The sequence below is a fragment of the Devosia honganensis genome (assembly GCF_042648785.1).
GTDB lineage: Bacteria > Pseudomonadota > Alphaproteobacteria > Rhizobiales > Devosiaceae > Devosia > Devosia honganensis.
Window position 1 is genome coordinate 911,535 of the sequence record NZ_JBHRYD010000001.1, and the last position, 21,882, is coordinate 933,416.

At 68.3% G+C, this 21,882-nt stretch carries 19 protein-coding genes; 11 read left to right on the plus strand and 8 right to left on the minus strand.

What is annotated here, in order from left to right; all coding sequences use genetic code 11:
• Positions 1–180: 180 nt before the first annotated feature.
• Positions 181–1,221 (minus strand): aspartate-semialdehyde dehydrogenase, encoded by a 1,041-nt coding sequence (locus tag ACFOOL_RS04345; protein WP_380095199.1) that lies wholly within the window; start codon positions 1,219–1,221, stop codon positions 181–183.
• A gap of 332 nt (positions 1,222–1,553) precedes the next feature.
• Between ACFOOL_RS04345 and ACFOOL_RS04350 the strand changes: the two genes are divergently transcribed.
• A complete protein-coding gene (locus ACFOOL_RS04350) occupies positions 1,554–2,744 on the plus strand; it encodes a BaiN/RdsA family NAD(P)/FAD-dependent oxidoreductase (protein WP_380095202.1) in 1,191 nt (396 codons plus the stop codon).
• A gap of 638 nt (positions 2,745–3,382) precedes the next feature.
• Here the strand turns inward: ACFOOL_RS04350 and pdeM are convergent.
• Together pdeM and ACFOOL_RS04360 are read right to left on the minus strand one after the other, a co-directional pair.
• Complete coding sequence (pdeM, locus tag ACFOOL_RS04355; protein WP_380095204.1) at positions 3,383–4,090, minus strand: ligase-associated DNA damage response endonuclease PdeM; 708 nt, start codon at positions 4,088–4,090, stop codon at positions 3,383–3,385.
• A gap of 41 nt (positions 4,091–4,131) precedes the next feature.
• The gene (locus tag ACFOOL_RS04360; protein WP_380095207.1) at positions 4,132–6,633 is read right to left on the minus strand and encodes a ligase-associated DNA damage response DEXH box helicase; all 2,502 of its coding nucleotides are present in this window, start codon (positions 6,631–6,633) and stop codon (positions 4,132–4,134) included.
• Between the two features lie 76 nt (positions 6,634–6,709).
• Here ACFOOL_RS04360 and ACFOOL_RS04365 point away from each other — a divergent pair, with 76 nt between their 5' ends.
• Complete coding sequence (locus ACFOOL_RS04365) at positions 6,710–7,381, plus strand: nucleoside/nucleotide kinase family protein (RefSeq protein WP_380095210.1); 672 nt, start codon at positions 6,710–6,712, stop codon at positions 7,379–7,381.
• A 371-nt stretch (positions 7,382–7,752) separates the two neighbouring features.
• The gene (locus ACFOOL_RS04370) at positions 7,753–9,105 is read left to right on the plus strand and encodes an MATE family efflux transporter (RefSeq protein WP_380095212.1); all 1,353 of its coding nucleotides are present in this window, start codon (positions 7,753–7,755) and stop codon (positions 9,103–9,105) included.
• Between the two features lie 218 nt (positions 9,106–9,323).
• On the opposite strand, the gene ACFOOL_RS04375 is transcribed toward ACFOOL_RS04370, so the two are convergent.
• Both ACFOOL_RS04375 and ACFOOL_RS04380 read right to left on the minus strand, forming a co-directional pair.
• Positions 9,324–10,436, minus strand: a complete 1,113-nt coding sequence (locus ACFOOL_RS04375) for a quinone-dependent dihydroorotate dehydrogenase (RefSeq protein ID WP_380095214.1) — start codon at positions 10,434–10,436, stop codon at positions 9,324–9,326.
• Positions 10,433–10,801 (minus strand): DUF952 domain-containing protein, encoded by a 369-nt coding sequence (locus ACFOOL_RS04380; RefSeq protein ID WP_380095217.1) that lies wholly within the window; start codon positions 10,799–10,801, stop codon positions 10,433–10,435. The genes ACFOOL_RS04375 and ACFOOL_RS04380 overlap by 4 nt, the downstream gene beginning before the upstream one ends.
• 135 nt (positions 10,802–10,936) lie before the next feature.
• Here ACFOOL_RS04380 and ACFOOL_RS04385 point away from each other — a divergent pair, with 135 nt between their 5' ends.
• Complete coding sequence (locus ACFOOL_RS04385; RefSeq protein ID WP_380095220.1) at positions 10,937–11,587, plus strand: S24 family peptidase; 651 nt, start codon at positions 10,937–10,939, stop codon at positions 11,585–11,587.
• Between the two features lie 11 nt (positions 11,588–11,598).
• Positions 11,599–12,030 carry an aminoglycoside 6'-N-acetyltransferase gene (gene aac(6'), locus ACFOOL_RS04390; protein ID WP_380095223.1) on the plus strand — a complete coding sequence of 144 codons (432 nt, stop codon included), beginning with the start codon at positions 11,599–11,601 and terminating at the stop codon, positions 12,028–12,030.
• A gap of 600 nt (positions 12,031–12,630) precedes the next feature.
• On the opposite strand, the gene ACFOOL_RS04395 is transcribed toward aac(6'), so the two are convergent.
• On the minus strand, positions 12,631–14,244 hold the full coding sequence (locus ACFOOL_RS04395) for a lysine--tRNA ligase (RefSeq protein WP_380095225.1): 1,614 nt from the start codon (positions 14,242–14,244) through the stop codon (positions 12,631–12,633).
• A 144-nt stretch (positions 14,245–14,388) separates the two neighbouring features.
• Here ACFOOL_RS04395 and ACFOOL_RS04400 point away from each other — a divergent pair, with 144 nt between their 5' ends.
• Positions 14,389–14,802 carry a tellurite resistance TerB family protein gene (locus ACFOOL_RS04400; protein WP_380095227.1) on the plus strand — a complete coding sequence of 138 codons (414 nt, stop codon included), beginning with the start codon at positions 14,389–14,391 and terminating at the stop codon, positions 14,800–14,802.
• A 9-nt stretch (positions 14,803–14,811) separates the two neighbouring features.
• On the opposite strand, the gene ACFOOL_RS04405 is transcribed toward ACFOOL_RS04400, so the two are convergent.
• On the minus strand, positions 14,812–15,369 hold the full coding sequence (locus tag ACFOOL_RS04405) for an acyloxyacyl hydrolase (RefSeq protein ID WP_380095230.1): 558 nt from the start codon (positions 15,367–15,369) through the stop codon (positions 14,812–14,814).
• Between the two features lie 182 nt (positions 15,370–15,551).
• Here ACFOOL_RS04405 and ACFOOL_RS04410 point away from each other — a divergent pair, with 182 nt between their 5' ends.
• Together ACFOOL_RS04410 and ACFOOL_RS04415 are read left to right on the plus strand one after the other, a co-directional pair.
• Positions 15,552–16,565, plus strand: coding sequence for an LLM class flavin-dependent oxidoreductase (locus tag ACFOOL_RS04410; protein ID WP_380095232.1), 1,014 nt, complete (start codon positions 15,552–15,554; stop codon positions 16,563–16,565).
• Positions 16,566–16,639: 74 nt separating this feature from the next.
• Positions 16,640–17,848 carry a GGDEF domain-containing protein gene (locus ACFOOL_RS04415; protein WP_380095235.1) on the plus strand — a complete coding sequence of 403 codons (1,209 nt, stop codon included), beginning with the start codon at positions 16,640–16,642 and terminating at the stop codon, positions 17,846–17,848.
• Here the strand turns inward: ACFOOL_RS04415 and ACFOOL_RS04420 are convergent.
• Positions 17,841–18,122: a hypothetical protein gene (locus tag ACFOOL_RS04420; protein WP_380095237.1), complete on the minus strand. Its 282-nt coding sequence runs from the start codon at positions 18,120–18,122 to the stop codon at positions 17,841–17,843. The two genes, ACFOOL_RS04415 and ACFOOL_RS04420, sit on opposite strands and share 8 nt — an antisense overlap.
• 333 nt (positions 18,123–18,455) lie before the next feature.
• On the opposite strand from ACFOOL_RS04420, the gene rlmH reads away from it, so the two are divergent.
• The 3 genes from rlmH (at position 18,456) to ACFOOL_RS04435 (ending at position 21,853) form a co-directional block, all read left to right on the plus strand.
• Entirely contained in the window at positions 18,456–18,938 is a 483-nt protein-coding gene (gene rlmH, locus ACFOOL_RS04425; protein ID WP_380095240.1) for a 23S rRNA (pseudouridine(1915)-N(3))-methyltransferase RlmH, read from the plus strand.
• Between the two features lie 99 nt (positions 18,939–19,037).
• A complete protein-coding gene (locus ACFOOL_RS04430; RefSeq protein ID WP_380095243.1) occupies positions 19,038–20,429 on the plus strand; it encodes a murein hydrolase activator EnvC family protein in 1,392 nt (463 codons plus the stop codon).
• Between the two features lie 8 nt (positions 20,430–20,437).
• Positions 20,438–21,853, plus strand: a complete 1,416-nt coding sequence (locus ACFOOL_RS04435) for a S41 family peptidase (protein WP_380095246.1) — start codon at positions 20,438–20,440, stop codon at positions 21,851–21,853.
• Positions 21,854–21,882: the final 29 nt, after the last annotated feature.

Genomic DNA, 21,882 nt, shown 5'->3' on the forward strand with positions numbered 1-21,882 from the left:
GGGCTCCGACCCGAGGGCCGTTTTCGGCGGGATGGGAGGTGTCGGCCTGCGTTGCGAGTGGCCCTCGGGTCAAGGCCCGAGGGCAGCGTCGGAGGGTGTGAGCGGGGTGGAAGAAGGAATCCCCGGCTCCTTCGCCTCCGCCGTCATTGCCGGTGACGCGCGGGGTTTCACAAATGCCGATCAGGCCGCCTTGCGGCTTTCGAGGCCCTTGGCCAGCAGCGTCTCGGCGATCTGCACGGTGTTGAGGGCGGCGCCCTTGCGCAGATTGTCCGAGACCACCCACAGGGCGAGGCCGTTTTCCACCGTCACGTCCTCGCGGATGCGGCTGACATAGGTGTCGTATTCGCCCACGCATTCCACCGGCGTCGCATAGCCGCCCGCCTCGCGCTTGTCGATGACGCTGATGCCGGGCGCCTCGCGCAGGATCGCGCGCGCCTCGTCGGCGGTGATGGGCTTTTCGAACTCGAGATTGACCGCCTCGGAATGGCCCACGAAGACCGGCACCCGCACCGCCGTGCAGGTCACCTTGATCCGGGGATCGAGAATCTTCTTGGTCTCGGCCAGCACCTTCCATTCTTCCTTGGTGTAGCCGTCCTCCATGAAGACATCGATATGGGGGATGACGTTGAAGGCGATCTGCTTGGTGAACTGCTGCGGGCTGGGGCTGTCGTTGACGAAGATGCCCTTGGTCTGGTTCCACAGCTCGTCGACGCCTCCCTTGCCGGCGCCCGAGACCGACTGATAGGTCGAGACCACGGCGCGCCTTATGGTCGCCGCGTCGTGCAGGGGCTTGAGCGCCACCACGAGCTGCGCCGTCGAGCAATTGGGATTGGCGATGATATTGCTGCGCTTGGGATCGGCCAGCCAGCGGTCGAGCACCGGCCCGTTCACCTCCGGCACGATCAGCGGCACGTCGGCATGGTAGCGCCAATAGCTCGAATTATCGATGACGATGGCCCCGGCGGCGGCGATGCGCGGCGCCCATTCCTTGGCGATGGCGCTGCCCGCCGACAGGATGGCGAAATCGACGCTGGAAAAATCGAAATGCTGCAGGTCGCGCGCCTTCAGCACCTTGTCGCCATAGGAGATTTCCTTGCCGATCGAGCGGGAGGAGGCCAGCGCCACCACCTCGTCGGCGGGAAACTTGCGCTCGGCCAGGATATTGAGAACTTCGCGGCCCACATTGCCCGTGGCACCGACGATTGCGACGCGATAACCCATTTTGGAACTCCGGTCCCTTCCCGTTCCGCCCCCGCGCATCGCCGGGCGACGCGGTAATTGCTTGTCGGCCCCTCCCCGGCGGGAGGCGACCCGGGGAAAAGCGTCAGGCGGTTTTGGTGATTTTGGTCATGGTTTTAGCCGTCCCGGCAAGGCACCGGGCGACAGCGAAAGCGGCGATGGAGCCGGTTCTGGCCATGACGGTCTGCGTCCTTTCAAAGAGCAGGACTTCTCATACTCCCAAATAGGAAAGAGTCAATGAATTTGACCGCGCCCGCCGGCCGGCGCATAGGGACGCCTGCACCACAGCGAACACCGACCCAAGGACGCCCGCCATGCCCGATTTCGACGTGATCGTCCTTGGCGCCGGCGCCGCCGGCATGATGGCCGGCATCGAGGCCGCGCGGCGGGGACGGCGGGTGCTGGTGGTCGACCACGCCCGCAATCCGGGCGAGAAGATCCGCATTTCCGGCGGCGGGCGCTGCAATTTCACCAATATCAACGCTACCGCCGCCCTGGGGCGCGAGCGCTTCCTGGGCGCCAATCCGCGCTTCGCGCTCTCGGCGCTGTCGCGCTTCACCCCCGACATGTTCATCGACCGGGTGAAACGGCACGGCATCGCCTTTCACGAAAAGACTTTGGGGCAGCTCTTCTGCGACGGGCCGGCCACCCAGATCGTCGCCATGCTGACCAACGATTTGCGCGCCGCCGGCGCCGCCATCTGGACCGGCCGCGAGGTGGGCAGCGTCGAGCGGACCGCCGAGGGCTTCGCCGTCATGGTGGGGGACGGCAGGGTGACGGCGGCGAGCCTCGTCGTCGCCACCGGCGGCAAGTCCATTCCCAAGATGGGCGCCACCGGCCTTGCCTATGAGCTGGCGCGGCAATTCGACCTGGCGGTCACCGAGACGCGGCCGGGCCTGGTGCCGCTGACCTTCGAGCCGGGCGCGCTGGAAAAGCTGAAGCCCCTGGCCGGGGTTTCGGCCGATGCCGTGGTGACGCATGGCCGGACGCGTTTCGAGGAGGCACTGCTGTTCACCCATCGCGGCCTGTCGGGCCCCGCCATCCTGCAGATCTCCTCCTATTGGCGCGAGGGCGACGCGATCGGCGTCGACCTGCTGCCCGGCCGGGACGCGCTCGACCTGCTGCGCGCGGCGCGGCGCGAAACGCCGAAACTGCATGTGCACACGGTGCTGGCCCAGCACCTGCCCAAGCGCCTGGCGCAAATGCTGGGCGAAACCATCGATCTGCCCGGCATGATCGGCGACCTTTCCGACAAGAAGCTGACGGCCGCCGCCGAGGCGGTGCAGCGCTGGAGCCTGAAACCGGTCGGCTCGGAGGGCTACCGCACCGCCGAGGTGACCCTGGGGGGCATCGACACCGCCGGGCTCGACCCCCGCACCATGCAGGCGCGCACCGTGCCCGGCCTCTATTTCATCGGCGAGGCGGTGGACGTCACCGGCTGGCTGGGCGGCTATAATTTCCAATGGGCCTGGGCCTCGGGCTGGGTCGCGGGGCAGGCCGCCTAGAGTCTTTCATCGTCGGGCTCATATGCAATTCTCCACCTTCAAGGGGGAGGGTGCTGGTCGCCGCTTCCGTCAAAACATGAAAGCCTCTGGGCGATTGGTGGGGTTCGGGCTCGGGGTGTTTATCCTTTCACCCGGGTCATTCCCGCGCACGCGGGAATCCCTGTTCGGCTGCCAGAAAGGGAAACGGAGATTCCCGCTTGCGCGGGAATGACATCGTGGAACGGGACGGGCATCGTGGAAAAGGCAGTCGCATGGCACGCCGCCGCCCCCTCCCCCTAGAGCCTTTCACTGTCAAGTGGATCAGCGCTTTCTTGCTCCCCTCCCCCCTTGAGGGGAGGGGTCGGGGGTGGGGGTCCTTCGGTGATCCGTCAGATCCACCCCCTCCCCAACCCTCCCCTCAAGGGGGGGAGGGTGCTGATCGCCGCTTCCGTCAAAAACATGAAAGCCTCTGGGCGATTGGTGGGGTTCGGGCTCGGGGTGTTCATCCTTTCACCCGGGTCATTCCCGCGCACGCGGGAATCCCTGTTCGGCCGCCAGAAAGGGAAACGGAGATTCCCGCTTGCGCGGGAATGACATCGTGGAACGGGAGGGGCATTGTGGAAGAGGAAGTCGCCTGGCACGCCGCCGCCGCCGCCCCCCTAGCCGCCGACCAGCCGGCGGACCGGCACGGGATAGGTACGATCGCGCCCCAGCATGACCACTTCCAGCGCCGGCCAGTGGAAAAGGCCGATAAAGGGGGCGGAGAGGATGTTGATGGCGCCGGTGGAACTGCCATAGGCCGGCAGGATCATCAGCCGGTTGTCGTGGACGAAGCAGGGCTTGCGGGTGGAACGGCCCGGCATGGCGATGCGCGCCGCCGGATGCAGATGGCCGGAAATGCGGTTTTTCGCGCCCTTTTCCGGCTCGTGGGCGAAAATGAGGCCATCCAGTTCCAACCCCGGACGGCACAGGCCGCCAATGGCGTGGGGGGCGGGATCGTGATTGCCCGAAAGCCAGATGCACTCCACCGCATCGGTCAGGGCATCGAGGCGCATGCGGTCGGCGGGGGTGAGCAGGCCGCTCGCATCGGCGCGGTGGAAGCTGTCGCCCAGCGACAACAGCCGCCTGGCGCCGGTCCGGCGCAGATCGGCTTCGAGCCGCGACAGGGTCAGGCCGGTATCGTAAGGGGGCAGCAGGCTGCCGCGGCGGGCGAAGCTGGCCATCTTCTCGAAATGCAGATCGGCCACCAGCAGCGTCTCGCGGGCGCGCCAGTAAAGGGCGCCGGAGGCAAGCGGCTCGAAACTGTGGCCGGCAAAGCGCAGCATCGGGGTTTCCGGCAGGTCCAGGGCTGCGTTCAGATTATGCACGTGTGCGGTTCTCTCAAGGGCCTTTGACCGGGCGTGCCGGATCAGGGATTGCCGGCCGCTTCGCGCAACAGCTCGTCGGCCGCTTCCGCCATAGCCGATTCGCGCCCTTCCCCGAAAATCGGTTCCTTGCCGATATCGAGCAGGATGGGCACGGCCAGCGGCGAGACCCGGGCCAGCGGCTGGTGGACGATATGGGCGCGGACGCGGGCCAGCATGCGGCCCAGCCGCTCGATGTCGAGCAGGCCGCGGGCCGCATCGCGCCGCGTGGCCTCGATGAGGATGTGGTCGGGCTCGTGCTGGTAGAGCACGTCATAGATGAGGTCCGAGCTCATGGTGATCTGGCGGCCGGTCTTTTCCCTGCCGGGATGGCGCCGCTCGATGAGGCCGGCGATGATGGCGCAATTGCGGAAGGTGCGCTTCATCAGCGCCGATTCGTCGAGCCAGGCCTCGAGGTCGTCGCCCAGCATGTCCTCGGAGAACAATTCGTCCAGCGAGAGCCGGCCGGTGCGGATGAGGGCGGACAGATCGCCCAGCCCCCAGATGCCGAGGGCGTATTCGGAGGCGACGAAGCCGAGCGGGCGGGCGCGCATCCGCTCCAGCCGGCGCGTCAGCAGCATGCCCAGCGTCTGGTGGGCGAGACGGCCCTCGAAGGGATAGCAGACGAGGTAGTTCTGCGCGCCGCGCGGGAAGGTCTCCACCAGCAGGCTGTCGCGTCGCGGCACGACGGAGAGGGCGCGTTGCAGGCGCAGCCAGTCGCCCACCTGGTCGGGCAGCTTCTCCCACTGGCCGGGACTGTCCATGATGCGGCGGACCCGCTCGGCCAGATAGGTCGAGAGCGGGAACTTGCCGCCCATATAGGAGGGGATTTTCGGATCGCTGGAAAAGGCGCGCGACACGAAGGCCTCATTGTCCTTCATGCCCTCGAAGGCGACGATCTCGCCGCCGAACATGAAGGTGTCGCCGGGCGAGAGCGTGCCGAAGAAATATTCCTCCATCTCCCCCAGCACCCGCCCGCCGGCGCCGATGGGGCCGGTGGTGCGGCCCTGTTTCCGCCCCCTGCCCCGCACCAGCCGCACCCGCACCATGGGCTCCTCGATGATGGTGCCGATATTGAGCCGGTATTGCTGGGCGACGGACGGATGGGCGATGCGCCAGAGCCCCTCCGGGGTCAGCCGCAGCCGCGCATAGCGCTCATAGGCGCGCAGCGCATAGCCGCCGGTGGCGACGAAATCGAGCACCTGGTCGAACTTGCCGCGCGGCAGATCGCGATAGGGCCAGGCGCGCAGGATTTCCCCATAGAGCGCGTCGGCGGCGAAGGGCGCGGCGCAGGCCATGCCCAAGACGTGCTGGGCGAGCACGTCATAGGCGCCGGGATGGGGGTCCTCGCTGTCCTGATGGCCCTCTTCCACCGCCTCCACCGCCGCCTCGCATTCGAGCACTTCGAAGCGGTTGGAGGGCACCAGCAGGGCCTTCGAGGGCTCGTCGAGCCGGTGATTGGCGCGGCCGATGCGCTGCAGCATGCGCGAGGAGCCCTTGGGCGCCCCCACCTGCACCACCAGGTCCACATCGCCCCAGTCGATGCCCAGATCGAGCGTGGAGGTGCACACCACCGCCCTGAGCCGACCGTCGGCCATGGCCGCCTCGACCTTGCGGCGCTGCTCCACCGCCAGCGAGCCGTGATGCAGCGCGATGGGCAGCATGTCCTCGTTGAGGTCCCACAGGCCCTGGAACAGCATTTCCGCCTGCGAGCGGGTATTGACGAACAGCAGCGTGGTCTTGTGGCGCCGGACGATCTCGTAGAGCTCGGCATGGGCATAGCGGGCCGAATGGCCGGCCCAGGGCAGGTGCGCGCCGGTCTCGAGGATGGACAGCTCGGGCGGCGCGCCGCCCGCCATGCGCAACAGATCCGTGCGTCCTTCGGGGCGGGATTGGGCGATCCAGTCGCGCAGGAGATCGGGGCGGGCCACCGTGGCCGAAAGCGCGGTGACGCGCATCGCCGGCGCCAGCCGCGCCAGCCGCGCCAGCCCCAGCGCCAGCAGGTCCCCGCGCTTGGAGGTGACCAGGGCATGCAATTCGTCCAGCACCACGCGGCGCAGCGTGCCGAACAGCAGGTCGGCATGGGGATGGGAGATCAGCAGCGCCAATTGCTCGGGCGTGGTGAGCAGGATGTGCGGGGGCCGCGCGCGCTGGCGGGCGCGCTTGGCGGCGGAGGTGTCGCCGGTGCGGGTCTCGACGCTTATGGGCAGGCCCATCTCGGCGATGGGCGTCGCCAGATTGCGCTGCACGTCGACGGCCAGCGCCTTGAGCGGGGAGATGTAGAGCGTGTGGAGCCCCGCAAAGCCGCCCTCGGCCAGCTCTACCAGCGTCGGCAGGAAGCCGGCCAGGGTCTTGCCGGCCCCGGTGGGGGCGATCAGCAACTGGCCGGCTTCCTGCCGGTAGCTGGCCAGCACCTCGAGCTGATGGGCGCGCGGCGCCCAGCCGCGGGAGGCGAACCAGCTTTCGATGATTGGCGGGAGCTCGATCGGTGAATGTGACAGGCCCAAAATCCCCTTGCACCCGATGCAAATCGGGCGAAAGCCTATATGATCCGAGCCGGTCCGACCACGGGAGGAACCGCTCATGCGCGGGACGATCCGGCTGACGCCGCCGGAAATGCTGGCGCGGCTGGTGCCGCATATCCTCGCAATGGAGAGCGCGGCGCGGGGCCGGCGCCTCGCCATCGGCCTCGCCGGCGGGCCGGGCACCGGCAAGTCGACGCTGGCCGCGGAGCTCGTCACCCTGCTCGACGCGGTCCGTCCGGGCAGCGCCGCGCTGGTGCCCATGGACGGCTTCCACATGCAGCATGCCAAGATCGAGGCCATGGGACTGGCCGATTTCAAGGGCGCCCCGCATACATTCGAGGGCGCCGCCTTCGCCGGCTTCCTCCACCATCTCAAACGCGCCACCGGGCCGGTCAGCGGGCCGGGCTACAGCCGCCGGATCGAGGACGTGGTGGAAAACGCCTTCACCGTCGCCGCCGATGTGCGGGTGCTGGTGGTGGAGGGCAATTACCTGCTGCTGCCGGAGGGACCCTGGGCCGGCGTCAGGGCGCTGCTCGACTATGCCGCCTTCATCCACGTGCCGCGCGCCCTGGTGGAGGCGCGGCTGCTGCGGCGCCATGGCGAGGAGGGCCTGTTCACCCAGGAGCGCAACCGGGCCCATATCGCCCGCAACGACCTGCCCAATTACGACCTCGTCGAAACCTCGCGCGACCGGGCCGACGTGGTGTTCGAGCTGGAGGTGCCGGCATAGGCCTGCCGCTCGCCCGGGGCGTCCCGGCCGCGCCGGCGATGCTTTCATTGTCAGGCGGGATCGTTGTCTCTGCCCCCCTCGAGGGGGGAGTGTTTACAATGGGCTGCCGGCACAATTTATCCCCCACACCGGGCTTCCCTCGGGCTTGACCCGAGGGCCTCTGTCCACGTGCAAGAAACTCGGGTTTCGGGGCGCCCAGGCCGGCCCTCGGGTCACGCCCGAGGGCAGCACAGCGTTGGTGTTGACAACAACGATCAAACCAGAAGCGTCCAAAGTAAACACTCCCCCTCGAGGGAGGGGGCTCTGGCCGCCGCTTCCGTCACAACCTGAAAGCCTCTATGAGGAAGCTCCCGCCGCGCCGAGCCCGCCCCATGACCGCCCCCAGCCGACCCCAGCACCCTTTCCACGTCCGCCATGCCGATGTGTGGAAGATCGCCCTGCCCGCCTCCATCGCCTTCATCACCGAGCCGCTGGTGGGGCTGGTGGACATCACCGTGATCGGGCGGCTGGGCGACGCGGCGCTGCTGGGCGGGCTGGTGCTGGGGGCGCTGGTGTTCGACGCGCTGTTCTCGCTGGCCTATTTCCTCCGCATCGGCACGGCGGGGCTGGTGGCGCAGGCGGTCGGGGCGCGCGACCCGCGCGACGGGCTGCTGCATGTCGGCCGGGCGCTGCTGCTGGGCGTCCTGATCGGCCTGGCGATGATCCTTCTCGCCGGCCCGATCCTGTCGCTCTCGATCTGGGCGATGGCGCCCGAGCAGGGCGTCGAGGCGGCGCTGGCCGATTATTTCCACTGGCGCATCTGGGCCGCGCCCTTCGCGCTGATCAATTACGCCCTGCTGGGCTGGTTCTACGGCCGGGCGGCGGCGCGCACCGGCATGATGCTGCAATTGCTGCTGCACCTGATCGACATCACCCTGTCCATCTGGTTCGTGCACGGGCTGGGCTGGGGCGTGCCCGGCGCCGCCTTCGGCACGGTGATCGGCCAGGCGGTGGCGGCCTTTGCCGGGCTGGCGCTGCTGGCGCGCCATTATGGCGGTGTGGGAGGCCTGCTCGCCCGCATCGCCCCGGGCGAATTGCGCGACGCGACGGCGGTGCGGCGCATGTTCGGGCTCAGCCGCGACCTGATGATCCGCTCCATGGCGCTGATGGGCGCCTATGCCTGGTTCGCGGCCCAGGGCTCGCGCATGGGCGAGGTGCCGCTGGCGGCCAACGCCGTGCTGCTCAACCTGCTGATGATGGTGGGCTTCTTCCTTGACGGCATCGCCCAGGCGGCCGAGCAGCTGACCGGCAAGGCGGTGGGCGCCAATTGGCGGCCGGCCTTCGAGCGCGCCTATGGCCTGTCCATGGCCTGGGGGCTGGTCATCGCGCTGGGGCTGGGACTGGCCTGGTACGTCTCGGGCCCCTTTGTCATCGGCTTCATGACCACCAGCGAGGAGGTGCGCGCCTATGCGCTCGCCTATCTGCCCGTGGCGGCGCTGTGCGCGCTCACCTTCATGCCGGCCTTCGTCTATGACGGCATATTGATCGGCACGACGCTCAACGCCACCATGCGCAACGGCATGGTGATGTCGCTGGCCGTCTTCCTCGCCGCCGCCATGCTGCTGCAGCCGCTCTGGGGCAATTGGGGCCTGTGGGCGGCGCTGCATTGCTGGTTCCTCGCCCGCGGCCTCATCTATTGGTGGGCGCTGGAGCGGCGCAAGGCCGGGTTGTTCGCCGCGGCCTAGCGGCTTTCATTGTCAAGCGGATCGGTGCCTTTGCTCCCCTCCCCCTTGAGGGGAGGGGTCGGGGGTGGGGGTCCTTCGGTGATCCGCCAAATCCACCCCCTCCCCAACCCTCCCCTCAAGGGGGAGGGAGCGCTGGTCGCCGCTTCCGTCAAAACGTGAAAGGCTCCAGCGGAAGCAGTCCTGCGCCGGGGAGAGAGGGGCGAAGATGGTCCACACGCTCAGCCGGTCTCGGCCCGCCCGGCCGCCCAGTCGTCGGTGCGGGTTCCGGCCAGTTCGGCGATATTAGTCTTGCCCGCCGCGCGGATGCCGGCGACCAGCCCGCGCTTGATACGATCGAGCAGGTCGAGGCCGCCGAAGACCAGGGCCGAATAGAGCTGCACCGCATCGGCGCCGGCCTCGAACTTGGCCAGCGCGGTTTGCGGGGAATGGATGCCGCCCACCCCGATCATGGGCAGGGCGCCGACGCGCTGGCGCATCTGGGCGAGGCGCCTGGTGGAGAGCTCGAAAAGCGGCCGCCCGGACAGCCCGCCGCTTTCCCCTTCATGGTCCATGCCACGGATCGCGTCGCGCGAAATGGTGGTGTTGGAGACGATGAGCCCGTCCAGATCGGTGGCGAGGACGACGCGCGCGATGGCGTCCATGCCGGCCTCGTCGAGATCGGGCGCGATCTTGAGCAGTACCGGCACCCGCGTCTTCGCCCTGGCGCGGGCCGACAGCACCTCGCCCAATAGCCGGCGCAGGGCTTCGTCGGCCTGCAGGTTGCGCAGGCCGGGCGTATTGGGGGAGGAGACGTTGACGGTCAAATAGTCGGCCAGCTCGGCGAAGCGGGTCACGCCCAGCACATAATCGGCGACGAAATCCTCGCTATCCTTGTTGGCGCCGATATTGACCCCCAGCACGGCGGGCACGCGCAGGCCGCGCAGCCGCGCAAAGACCGCGTCATGGCCCTCATTGTTGAAGCCCATGCGGTTGATGACACCCTGGGCCTGGGATACGCGGAACAGGCGCGGCCGCGGATTGCCCTCCTGCGGGCGGGGGGTGACGGTGCCGATCTCGGTCATCCCGAACCCCATCAGCGCCAGCGGGCGCGGCACTTCGGCATTCTTGTCGAAGCCCGCCGCCATGCCCACCGGATTGGCGAGGTCCAGCCCGCACAATCGAGTAGCCAGCTCCGGCGGATCGGGATGCCGCGACTGCGGGGCTAGCCCCAGGCGCAGCGCGGCGATGGTGGCGCCATGGGCGGTTTCCGGGTCCATGCGCAGCAGCGCGTCGCGGGTGAGACTGGCCAGGCCCGCATGGCGCAGCAGCGGCGAAAAGGCAGAAAAGATCATCGCACCGCCTCCGGCAAGGAGCACTCGCCCGCCGCATCGACGCTGACCGTCTCCTCCCAGGCCACCGCCCGCAGATCGAGCGGGCCGCCATAATAATGGGGGAACAGCTCGCCCCCGCGCGAGGGCTCCCAGACCAGGCCCGGCCCCAGATCGGCGGTACGCACCGCCAGCAGCACCAGATCGGCCTCGTCCCGGAAATGCCGGCGCAGCGTCCCGGCCAGTTGCGCGGCGGTGGAAAAATGCATGTAGCCGTCGGCCGCATCCACCGGCATGCCCGCATAATGCCCCGAAAGCCGGGCCGGGGCATAGGAGGCGGAACTGGCGACCTTGTAGATGAGCAGGGGAAGGCTGGGGACGTCTGGCATGGCGATCCGGCGCTGGAAGCGGAAGGGCTTAGCGCCGGGGTAAATCGTAAAGGTTCTCTTTACAAGGCCATTGCGCGTCCATAAAATAGGACTCTATTCCATCAAAGAGACATTTTTCCTTTCCGGACGCGCGCCATGATTTCACACAGGGCCATATGGGACGGCATCGACACGCTGGCGCGCCGGCATGGCCATTCCGTATCGGCGCTGGCGCGGCTGGCCGGGCTCGACGCCACCGCCTTCAACGTCTCCAAGCGCGTCAGCAAGGACGGGCGGGAGCGCTGGCCCTCGACGGAAAGCCTCGCCAAGGTCCTGGAAGTCACGGGGGAGAACTTTGAAAGCTTCCTTGCCGGGTCCGGCGCCTATATGCAGCTTTCGGGGCTGTCGGAGCCGCCCGGCTCGGCCACCGTGCCGCTGATCGGGCTGGCGCAGGCGGGCAGCGGCGGCTTTTTCGACAGCGCCGGCTTTCCCGCCGGACAGGGTTGGGACGAGGTGGCCCTGCCCTCCCCCCACGACAATGGCATCTATGCGCTGGAAATCTCGGGCGACAGCATGGAGCCGCTCTATCGCGAGGGCGACCGCATCGTGGTCTCGCCCACCGAGCAGGTGCGGCGCGGCGACCGGGTGGTGGTCAAGACGCGGGACGGCGAGGTGATGGCGAAAATCCTCGCCCGCCAGACCGCCAAGCAGATCGAGCTGCATTCGCTCAATCCCGCCTATGAGCCGCGCCTCCTCGATACGGTGGACGTGGAATGGATGGCGCGGATCATCTGGGCCAGCCAGTGAGGATAAGCGCCATGAGCCGGGCGGACCGGGGCGACTGGGCCCGACTGCGCGCCGCCCTCTGGCCCGAAAGCGGCGCCGGCGAGCATGAAAGCGAAATCGCCGCCCTGCTGCAAGCGCCCGGCGCGACGCTCAACCTGATCGCGCGGGACGGGCGGGGCAAGGCGCTGGGCTTTGCCGAAGCCGGGCTGCGGCACGATTACGTCAATGGCTGCAAGACCTCGCCCGTCGCCTTTCTCGAAGGCATCTATGTGCTGCCCGAGGCACGCCGCAAGGGCGTGGCGGGCGCCCTGGTGGCGGCGGTGGAGGACTGGGCCCGGCAGCAAGGCTGCCGCGAATTCGCCTCCGATGCGCTGGCGGACAATATCGACAGCCACGCCATGCACGCGGCGCTGGGCTTTACGGAAACCCAGCGGGTGGTGTTCTTCCGCAAGACGCTGGGCTAGAGCATCGGGCGAAAAAGTGGGAACCGGTTTTTCGCAAAAGAGATGCGGCATCAAAGAGTAAGAGCCGGCGATTTGATGCAACCAAATCGCCGGCTCTAGGGCTTTCAGGTTTTGAGGGAAACGGTCCCTCACCGCCGTCATTGCCCGGCTTGTCCGAGCAATCCATCTCTGGCGGAAGGAACCCCTCTCCCGCAAGGGCAGGCTATTGCCTATGGATAAATCCGCAATGCCGGCCCCTTCGCCTCCCTCCCCCTTGTGGGGAGGGATCGAGGGTGGGGTTGGGATTCCGGGACTCCAATCAAACCATCGAGAAAATCGACGGCACGGCCCCCACCCCTAGAGGCTTTCATGTTTTGACGGAATCGACGACCAGCGCTCCCTCCCCCTTGAGGGGAGGGTTGGGGAGGGGGTGGGTTTGGCGGAGCACTGAAGGACCCCCACCCCCGACCCCTCCCCTCAAGGGGGAGGGGAGCAAGAAAGCGCTGATCCACTTGACAGTGAAAGGCTCTAGCCCCTCCGGGGAGGGGAACACCGATCAAACCTGGGAGCGTTCAAAGTAAACACCCCACACGCAAGGGAGCGGGGGAGGAGCGCTGCCGGTCAGGCGGCCAGCATCTTGCCGGCGAGGGCGTCGGCGATGAGGCGCCGGGTTTCATCGACCCCGTAAAGGGCGATGAAGGAGCCGAAGCGCGGGCCCTGATCGTCGCCCAGCAGCACCTGGTAGATGGCCTTGAACCAGTCGCGCAGCGGCTCGAATCCGTGCGCCTTGCCCACCTCGTAGACCAGGTTCTGCAACGCCTCGGCATCGGCGGAGCCCCGATGCGCCCCGAGCCGGTCGTGCAGATCCTGCAGGGCCGCGCGTTCCATGTCGGAGGGCGCCCGATAGGTCTTGAACGGCTTGATCCGGTCGTTGAAATAGCGCACCGCATAGCCGGCGAGCCGGTCCAGCTCGGGATGGGTGGCGGGGCTGGCGCCGGGAATATAGCGCGAGATGAAGCCCCACATGACCTTGGTGTCGGTGGCATTGGCGGTGGCCACCAGATTGAGCAGCAGCGCGAAGCTCAGCGGCACCGCCGGGGCGGGCACGTCGCCGTAATGCACGTGGAAGGCCGGGTTTTCGAGGCGCGCCGCCGCGTCCTGGTCCCGATAGGCCGCGACATGGGCGTAATAATCGTCCACCTGGCGCGGGATGACGTCGAAATGCAGGCGCTTGGCCACCCGCGGCTTGAGGAACATGTAGAGCCCCAGGCTTTCGGTGGGCGCGTAGGTCAGCCACTCGTCGATGGTCAGCCCGTTGCCCTTGGACTTGGAGATCTTCTGGCCCTCGGCGTCGAGGAACAGCTCGAACACGTAATGCTCGGGCGGGGTGCCGCCCAGGATCGAGCAGATCTTGTCGTAGATATGCTGATTGGTCTGGTGGTCCTTGCCGAACATCTCGAAATCGACGTCCAGCGCTGCCCAGCGCATGCCGAAATCCGGCTTCCATTGCAGCTTCACATGGCCGCCGGTGACCGGCACGGTGGTGTCGCGCCCGTCCTCGTCGGTGAAGGTGACGGTGCCCTCCCTGGCGTTGACCTGCTTCATCGGCACGTAGAGCACGCGACCCGAAATGGGCGAGATCGGCAGGAAGGGCGAATAGGTCGCCCGCCGCTCCGCCCCCAGCGTAGGCAGCATGACCGCCATGATGTCGTCATAGCGCTCGGCGGCGCGCAGCAGCACTTCGTCGAACCGGCCGGACTTGTAGTAATCGGTGGCGCTGGCGAATTCGTAGTTGAAGCCGAACGTATCGAGGAAGCGCCGCAGCATGGCGTTGTTGTGCTCGCCGAAGCTGGAATATTCATTGGTCCAGGGATCGGGCACCGCCGTCAGCGGCTTTTGCAGATGCGGCTCCATCGCCTCGCGGGAGGGGACGGTGTCCGGGATCTTGCGCATGCCGTCCATGTCGTCGGAAAAGCAGATGAGCCGCGTGGGGATCTCGTCGCGCGTCAAAAGGCGGAAGGCGGTGCGCACCATGGTGGTGCGCGCCACTTCGCCGAACGTGCCGATATGGGGCAGGCCCGAGGGGCCGTAGCCGGTCTCGAACAGGGCTTCCCCCTTGCCCGACTTTTCCAGCCGTTTGACGATCTTGCGCGCTTCCTCGAAGGGCCAGGCGCGGGCGGTCTGCGCGGGGGCGAAGAAATCGGGATCGAGGGCGGGCAAAGCGGCGGGCGACACGGGGTTGCGGCCTTTCGGACAGGGAAAGAGGGACGAAAGGCGTGTGTTGCACTGTTAGGGATTGGCGTCAATGTCGCGGGTGGTTGCGCCGCGCCGCGCCACCGCCTAGTTCTGGAAGCCCGAACCCGAGCCCCGGATGCCAAAATGTCCCTCGCCGCCCATGATGCGCTCATCCATCTGATGATCGTCGCCGCCTCCTCCGACGCCGCCATCACCGAACGGGAACTGGCGCGCATCCAGGCGCTGATCGGGCGGCTGCCGGTATTCGAGGGGTTCGAGCCCGGGCGGTTGGCGGCGGTCGCCAATGACTGCGCCGACCGGCTCAACGGCCCCGAAGGCCTCGACCGCGTCATCGACGAGGCCATCGCCGCGCTGCCGCCCCTGCTCCAGGACACCGCCTATGCGCTGGCGGTGGAGGTGGCGGCGGTGGACCTGCATCTGGAGCAGGAAGAGCTGCGCTATCTCGAAATGCTGCGCGACCGGCTCAGTCTCGACCGCCTGACCACCGCCGCCATCGAAGTCGCCGCCCGCGCCCGGCACCGGCGGCTGCCGGGATGAAGGCCGGGCTCAGAACCGCCAGCCGAAGCGGAGCCCCATATTGGTGAGGCCGCGATTGCCGTCGCACAGATTGGCATTGGAGGCGTGCTCGACCGTGGCCATGATCGAGGCGGTTTCGGTCACCATCACCCCCAGGCTGGCCGATTCGCGGAACAGCGGCGAGCAGCCCAGGTGGCGCGCCGGATAGGCCGCCACCCCGTTGGTGCTGCCATTGTGCAGGGCCGCGCCGAAACTGGCCTCCAGGAACACCGGGGTGTCGAACAGCGGCACCGTCCAGCTCAGCCCGGCATAGACCATGCTCTCGAGCCCGCCGAAATTGACCGTGGCGCCCAGATGCGGGCGCAATTCCCCCAGCGCCGGCCAGTCGGTCAGCCCCGGTACGTGAAACAGCAATTCGACATTGACATCCTGCATGCGCGAAGTGTCGAAGATCCCGAAAAAGGCGCCGGGCTCGTCGGCGCTATGGGCGAACAGGCCGCCGCGCAGCTCCGAGAGGCCGAATTCCTGCGCTGCCGGCGCCGAAACCAGCCCGGCCACAACCGCTATCGCCACGATCAGCCGTTTCATCGCACGACCCTTCCGCCTTGGGGCCCACATCCAGGGGCAGAAGCGGGGCCGGGTCAAGGCCATTTCGGCCATGAAGGCGCCGAATCGGGCCGGCGGAGGATGAAAATCGGCCGGCAAGGCTTGATTTTACCCCTGTTCATCGTGATCTAACGATGATCGCCAACCGACCGGAAGACCGCGCCGTGACCGCTGCATTCGCCCTCTCCCTCCAGGACCTCGCCCCCATCGCCCAGGGCACCACCACGCCCGATGCCATGGCCGAAACGGTGAAGCTGGCCCGGGAGGCGGACCGGCTCGGCTATGCGCGGCTCTGGTATGCCGAGCATCACGGCATGCCCTCCATCGCCTCCTCGGTGCCCGAAATCCTCATCGCCAGCGCCGCCGCCGCCACGCGCGACATCAGGGTGGGCGCCGGCGGGGTGATGCTGCTCAACCACGCCCCCTTGCGCATCGCCGAGGCCTATCGCACCCTCGAGGCGCTGCATCCGGGCCGCATCGACCTGGGCATCGGCCGCGCCCCGGGCGGGGACGGCCATGCCATGCGGGCGCTGCGCAGCGGCGGGGGCGAGGAATTCTCCGCCTATCTGGCCGAGCTCATGGCCTTCGACGAGGACGGCTTTCCGCCCGACCATCCCTTTTCGCGCGTGCCGGTGTCGCCCGGCGGCATCGCGCTGCCGCCCAAATGGCTGCTCGGCTCCTCCGGCGCCAGCGCCGACGCGGCCGGACGGCTCGGCTTCGGCTATGCGTTCGCCGCCCATTTCAGCCACACCCCGGCGGCGCCGGCCTTCGCCGCCTATCGCGCCGCCTTCCGGCCCACCGAGCATTTTCCCGCGCCCCGCACCATTTTGTGCCTTTCGGTCATCTGCGCCCCGACCGAGGAGGAGGCAAAATATCTCGCCACCTCGCAGGCGGTGAACTGGGCCCGCTTCGTCACCGGCGAACAGCGCCAGCTCACCCCGCCCGAGGAGGCCATCGCCCACGAGCTGACCCCGCAGCAGCGCCAGGTGATCGAGCACCAGTCGAGCCTGTGGCTGGTGGGCGATCCGGCGCAGATGGCCGAGACGATCTCGCAAAAAGCGACGGAAGCCGGCGCCGACGAGGTGATGATCACCACCACCATGCACTCCTACGAGCTGCGGCGGCGCTCCTACGGGCTGCTGGCCGCAGCGCTCGGGGTCACACCGCGCGAAGGGTGAGGGCGCCGTTAACGTCTCGTTTCGTCCCCGCCGGCTAGGATCGCCCCGACCTCAGGAGGGGGACGATCTTTGCGATGAGCGCCGCCGCCTTCGTGCTGGCCATAAATCTGCTGGTCGCGGCCATTTTCGCCACCTCCTTCGGCGTGGTGGCGGCCTATCAGCGCTCGGCGCTGGGGGCGCGCTGGCTCGCCTTCGCCTATGGGCTGGGGGTCTGCAACATCGCGCTCGAATTCATCCTGCCCTACCAGGCCGACCACCGCCCGGTCAGCTTCGCCATCTTCACGGTCTTCCTGCTGGCGCTGGCCGGCTGCGTGGTCGGCATGGCCCATCACTACCGCATCGCCCCGCCCTGGCGCCTGCTCGCCCTCGCCATCGCCGCCTCGCTGACGCTCAACCTGCTCATTCTCGAACTGCCGCGCGGCGACCTGCCGCGCAACCTGCTCTATCAGGCGCCCTATGCGGCGATGCAGGCCATCGGCGTGCTGGTGGCGCTGAAAAATCCCCGCAAGCGCGCGCTCGACCTGGCGCTGCTGGGCCTTTGGGCGCTGTCGGGCCTGCATTTCCTCGGCAAGCCGTTCCTCGCCGCGTGGATCGGCTCGGGCGCGGCCCCGCAGGATTATATCGGCACCACCTATGCCGCTTTCTCGCAATCGGTCGGCGCGGTGCTGGTGGTGGCCATCGGCCTGCTGATGCTGCTCATCATCCTGCGCGACGTCATGGCCGAGATGACGGACCGCTCGGAAACCGACGCGCTCTCGTCCCTGCTCAACCGCCGCGGCTTCGAGAGCCGCGGCAACGAGGCGCTGTGCCTCATCGAGCGCTCGGGCGTACCCGGCGCCATGATCGTGGCGGATCTGGACTATTTCAAGCAGATCAATGACGGCTACGGCCACGCCGCCGGGGACGGGGTCATCGCCGCCTTCGCCCGCTGCCTGCGCGACAATTGCGACCAGCGGGCCGTGGTCGGGCGGCTGGGCGGGGAGGAGTTCGCCGCTTTCATCCCCGGCGCCAACCTGGCGGCGGGCAAGCTCTATGCCGAGGCGGTGCGCAGCACTTTTCGCGACCAGCCGGCCCATCCGGCGGGCCCCGCCCTGCCGGTCACCGCCTCCTTCGGCGTCGCCCAGTCGCGCCCGGGCGAGACGCTGTCCGAATTGCTGCGGCGCGCCGATGCGGCGCTCTACGAGGCCAAGACGAAAGGGCGCGACCGGGTATGCCTGGCCTTTTCCGGCACGGTGCATCCGCTCCCCGCGCCGGAGCCCGGGGCCGTCGTGAAGCTCAGTTGAGCTCGCGCCGCGACACCAGCTCGCAATCGCCGGCGGGATCGACCCGCAGCGCCAATTGCTGCCGGTCGAGCTCGGCGAGCCAGGCCGTCCACGAACAGGGGCTCATGCCCACATCCTCGCGGCCTTCCTCGCTGCTGCGGGCAAAGCGCAGCCGGAGCTGCGCCCTTTCCTCGCCGAAGCGGTCCCGCACGCGGGCGATCGCCGGCTTGCCCTTGCGGTCGCTGACCCAGTTCTGGATGTCCCGATGCCTGGTGAGCATGTGGAATTGCGTCATCTCGGCCTCCTTCCGCCCTGCTGGCCAAACGGGCCGGTCCCCTGCCGGTTCCGGTCCCCCACCATCAATTCTGCGCGCCGAAGGCGACGGAACGGAGACGCCACGCCCCGGCGAGCCACGAGGGCGCAGCGGCCGGCGGACCCTCACGGCGAATCAGCGGGCCGATGCGCAGCCATATCGTCCCTCGGACCGCCCGAACAATCCAGCAGCACCGTTGTCGCATCGTCCCGCGGGACAGGGGTGTTTACTTTGGACGCCCCTGGTTTGATCGTTGTCGCCGACGCAAACGCCCTGGACAGGCGCAGACATGTCGAAAGATCGGGAGAAGGGTTCATGCGCATAGCGATCGCGGCGGTGGGACGGATGAAGGCGGGGCCGGAGCGGGAGCTGGTGGCGCGTTATCTCGACCGCGCCACCGCCACCGGACGGCCGCTGGCGCTGACCGGGTTCGAGGTGACCGAGCTGGCCGAATCCCGGGCCGCCGGCGCCGCCGCGCGCAAGGCCGAGGAGGCCAGGGCGCTCAGGGCCGCCCTGCCCGGGGGCGTGCTGATCATGCTCGACGAGCGCGGCCGGTCGATGGGCTCGGACGCCTTTGCCGCGCAATTGGCGCGCTGGCGCGACGACGGGCGGGCATCGGTCGGCTTCGTCATCGGCGGCGCCGACGGCATCGACCCCGATTTCCTGCGCACGGCCGATCTCGCGCTGAGCTTCTCGCCCATGGTCTGGCCGCACCAGCTCGTGCGCATCATGCTGGCCGAACAGCTCTATCGCGCCACCACCATTCTGGCCGGGCACCCCTATCACCGGGGCGAATGAGCTTCACCTCATGGTTAAGCAATGTTAACCGGCGGTTTGCCGACGGCTTGCTAAGCTGCGGCTCGGTGATTCGGGGCACCGCCCCAATGAGGAGATGCCATGCCCCGGCGGCCGGCAAGCACTGTGACAGCCATGCTGGCGGGCGCGCTCCTGGCGAGCCTGTCCCCATTGCCGGTGCCGGCCCAGCCCGAGAGCACGCCGGCCGACGCCTTGCGCCCAGCTTTGCCGCTCGCCCCCTCCGGCGCGGAGGAGGCCGGGACCGAAGGGGAAACCGCGGCCGAAGCGGCGACCGGGGCGGAAGCAGCGCCCGACGCCAACGCGGTGGACCTCGAACAGGTGGAGGCCTCGCTCAGCCTCAGCCGCGAGCGCATCGAGGCGCTCAAGGCCGAGATCGCGGCGATGGAGGGCGACCGGGCCCAGCAGAACGCCGCCCTGATCGCCGCCGCCCAGCGCGTCAAGCTCGCCGAGATCGAGGTGGCCGATGTCGAGGAGCGCCTTTCCGACCTCATCGTGCGCGAACTGGAAGTGCGCGGGCGGCTCGACGGCGCCGACGCCGAGATCGCCAATGTGCTGGCGGCGCTCGAGCGCATCTCCCTCAATCCGCCCCCCGCCCTGATCGTCGATCCCGACGATGCGCTGGGCTCGGCGCGCGGCGCCATGCTGATCGCCGCCATCGTGCCGCAATTGCGCGCCCGGGCGGAAGCCGTCTCCACCGACCTCCAGGCGCTGACCGCGATCAAGGAGGCGGCACTGGCCGAGGAGGAAACGCTCAAGGCCAACCACGAAGTGCTCGAGGAGGAGCAGTTGCGCATCGCCACGCTGATCGCGGCGCGCAAGCAGGGCATCGTGCAGATGAGCGCCGAACTCGAGGCGGAGGAGGCGGAGGCCGTGGCTCTGGCCGAACGCGCCAGCACGCTGCGCGAACTGATCGGGGCGCTCTCCGAACGCGCCGCCGCCGGCGCCGAGCCGCCCCGGGAGGACGACGCCATGCCGGCGCTGTCGCCCGAAGCCATCGCCCTCGCCTTCGCCGACGCGGCGCGCACCCAGCCCGCCGTGCCCTTCCCGCTGGCGCGCGGCTATCTGGCGCGGCCGGCCAACGGCACCGAAGCGGTGGCCTTCGGCGCCAATGACGGCATGGGCGGCATCGCCCACGGCCAGTCCATCCTCACCCGGGCCGAGGCGCAGGTGGTGGCCCCCGCCGATGGCTGGGTGCTCTATCGCGGCCCCTATCTCAATTACGGCCAGATCGTCATTCTCAATGGCGGCGGCGGCTATACCGCGCTGCTGGCGGGGCTCGAGACGGTCAGCGCCGAGATCGGGCAGTTCGTCCAGATGGGCGAGCCGCTGGGAACGATGGGATCACGCACAATTGGACGCAACCTGACCACCAGCGCTGGAAACGCCCAGCCGACCCTTTATATTGAGCTGCGACGGAACAACGAGCCTTTCGACCCCGCCTTGTGGTGGGCCGACAACGAACAGACGGGATAACAACACCCATGCGTTTGCCCACCCTCCGCCTTGCGGTCTTCTGCGCGGCCCTGCTGGTGCCGGCCGGCCTGCTGATCGCCCAGGATCAGGCGCCCGCGCCGGTCCAGACCCAGGACCAGGACCAGGAGGCTCCCGAGCCCGAGCCCAATCCCAGCGGCGAAATGCCCGAGCCCACCGAGGCCGAAAAGGCCCGGGAACCCCGCGACCCGCTGGAAATCTATGCCGACCTCAACCTGTTCGGCGAGATCTTCGACCGCATCCGCGCCGAATATGTCGACCCGCCCGACGAGCAGGAGCTGATCCGCGCCGCCATCCAGGGCATGCTGACCTCGCTCGACCCGCATTCGGGCTATCTGCCGCCCGCCGACTACGACGAGATGCGCGAGGACACCTCCGGCCAGTTCGGCGGCCTGGGGGTCGAGATCATCATGGAGGACGAGCTGATCAAGGTCGTCTCGCCCATCGACGAGACCCCCGCGGCGCGCGCCGGCATCATGGCCAACGACCTGATCGTCGAGATAGACGGCCTTCCCGTCCGGGGCATGACCCAGGACGAGGCAGTCGAGAAGATGCGCGGGCCCGTGGGCACCGACGTCACCATCACCATCATGCGCGAGGGGGTTTCCGATCCGCTGAGCTTCGAGCTCACCCGCGGCATCATCTCCATGCGCGCCGTGCGCTGGTCGATGGAGGGCGACGTGGCGCTGCTGCGCCTCTCGCGCTTTTCCGAACAGGCCTTCATCGGCATCGAGCGCGCCATCGAGGACATCTACGAGGAGCGCGACGGCGTCGCCCCCAAGGGCATCATCCTCGACCTGCGCAACAATCCGGGCGGGCTGGTGGACCAGTCGGTCTATGTCGCCGACGCCTTTCTCGAGCGCGGCGCCGTGGTGCTGACCCGGGGCCGCACCGACGGCGAAAGCGCCCGCTACGACGCCGCCCCCGACCCGCTCGATGCGCGCCTGGCCGAGGTGCCCATGGTGGTGCTGATCAATGGCGGCTCGGCCTCGGCCTCCGAGATCGTCGCCGGCGCATTGCAGGACCACAAGCGCGCCACCCTGGTGGGCACCCGCTCCTTCGGCAAGGGCTCGGTGCAGTCGATCATCTCGCTGGGGCCGGACGGCGCCATGCGGCTGACCACGGCGCGCTACTACACGCCCGACAACCGCTCCATCCAGGCGCTGGGCATCACCCCGGACATCGAGGTGCGCCAGGTGGTGCCCGAGGAATTCCAGGGCCGCGACGAGATCATCGGCGAGGCGGGGCTGGAGGGCCACATCACGATCGAGGGCCAGGAGGAATCCACCGTCGGCTCCTCGGTCTATGTGCCCATCGAAAAGAGCGAGGACACCCAGCTGCAATACGCCATCCGCCTGATCAATGGCGAGGAGACCGATCCGGCCTTCCCGCCCCGGGCGGATTGAGGCCGGAGGCCGCCGATGAGCGGACCCGC

Bases quoted from the DNA above. Each gene is read 5' to 3' on its own strand.
- ACFOOL_RS04345 (WP_380095199.1), bottom strand. From the start codon at position 1,221: ATGGGTTATCGCGTCGCAATCGTCGGTGCCACGGGCAATGTGGGCCGC.
- ACFOOL_RS04350 (WP_380095202.1), top strand. From the start codon at position 1,554: ATGCCCGATTTCGACGTGATCGTCCTTGGCGCCGGCGCCGCCGGCATG.
- ACFOOL_RS04365 (WP_380095210.1), top strand. From the start codon at position 6,710: ATGCGCGGGACGATCCGGCTGACGCCGCCGGAAATGCTGGCGCGGCTG.
- ACFOOL_RS04370 (WP_380095212.1), top strand. From the start codon at position 7,753: ATGACCGCCCCCAGCCGACCCCAGCACCCTTTCCACGTCCGCCATGCC.
- ACFOOL_RS04375 (WP_380095214.1), bottom strand. From the start codon at position 10,436: ATGATCTTTTCTGCCTTTTCGCCGCTGCTGCGCCATGCGGGCCTGGCC.
- ACFOOL_RS04380 (WP_380095217.1), bottom strand. From the start codon at position 10,801: ATGCCAGACGTCCCCAGCCTTCCCCTGCTCATCTACAAGGTCGCCAGT.
- ACFOOL_RS04385 (WP_380095220.1), top strand. From the start codon at position 10,937: ATGATTTCACACAGGGCCATATGGGACGGCATCGACACGCTGGCGCGC.
- ACFOOL_RS04400 (WP_380095227.1), top strand. From the start codon at position 14,389: ATGTCCCTCGCCGCCCATGATGCGCTCATCCATCTGATGATCGTCGCC.
- ACFOOL_RS04405 (WP_380095230.1), bottom strand. From the start codon at position 15,369: ATGAAACGGCTGATCGTGGCGATAGCGGTTGTGGCCGGGCTGGTTTCG.
- ACFOOL_RS04415 (WP_380095235.1), top strand. From the start codon at position 16,640: ATGAGCGCCGCCGCCTTCGTGCTGGCCATAAATCTGCTGGTCGCGGCC.
- ACFOOL_RS04420 (WP_380095237.1), bottom strand. From the start codon at position 18,122: ATGACGCAATTCCACATGCTCACCAGGCATCGGGACATCCAGAACTGG.
- rlmH (WP_380095240.1), top strand. From the start codon at position 18,456: ATGCGCATAGCGATCGCGGCGGTGGGACGGATGAAGGCGGGGCCGGAG.
- ACFOOL_RS04430 (WP_380095243.1), top strand. From the start codon at position 19,038: ATGCCCCGGCGGCCGGCAAGCACTGTGACAGCCATGCTGGCGGGCGCG.
- ACFOOL_RS04435 (WP_380095246.1), top strand. From the start codon at position 20,438: ATGCGTTTGCCCACCCTCCGCCTTGCGGTCTTCTGCGCGGCCCTGCTG.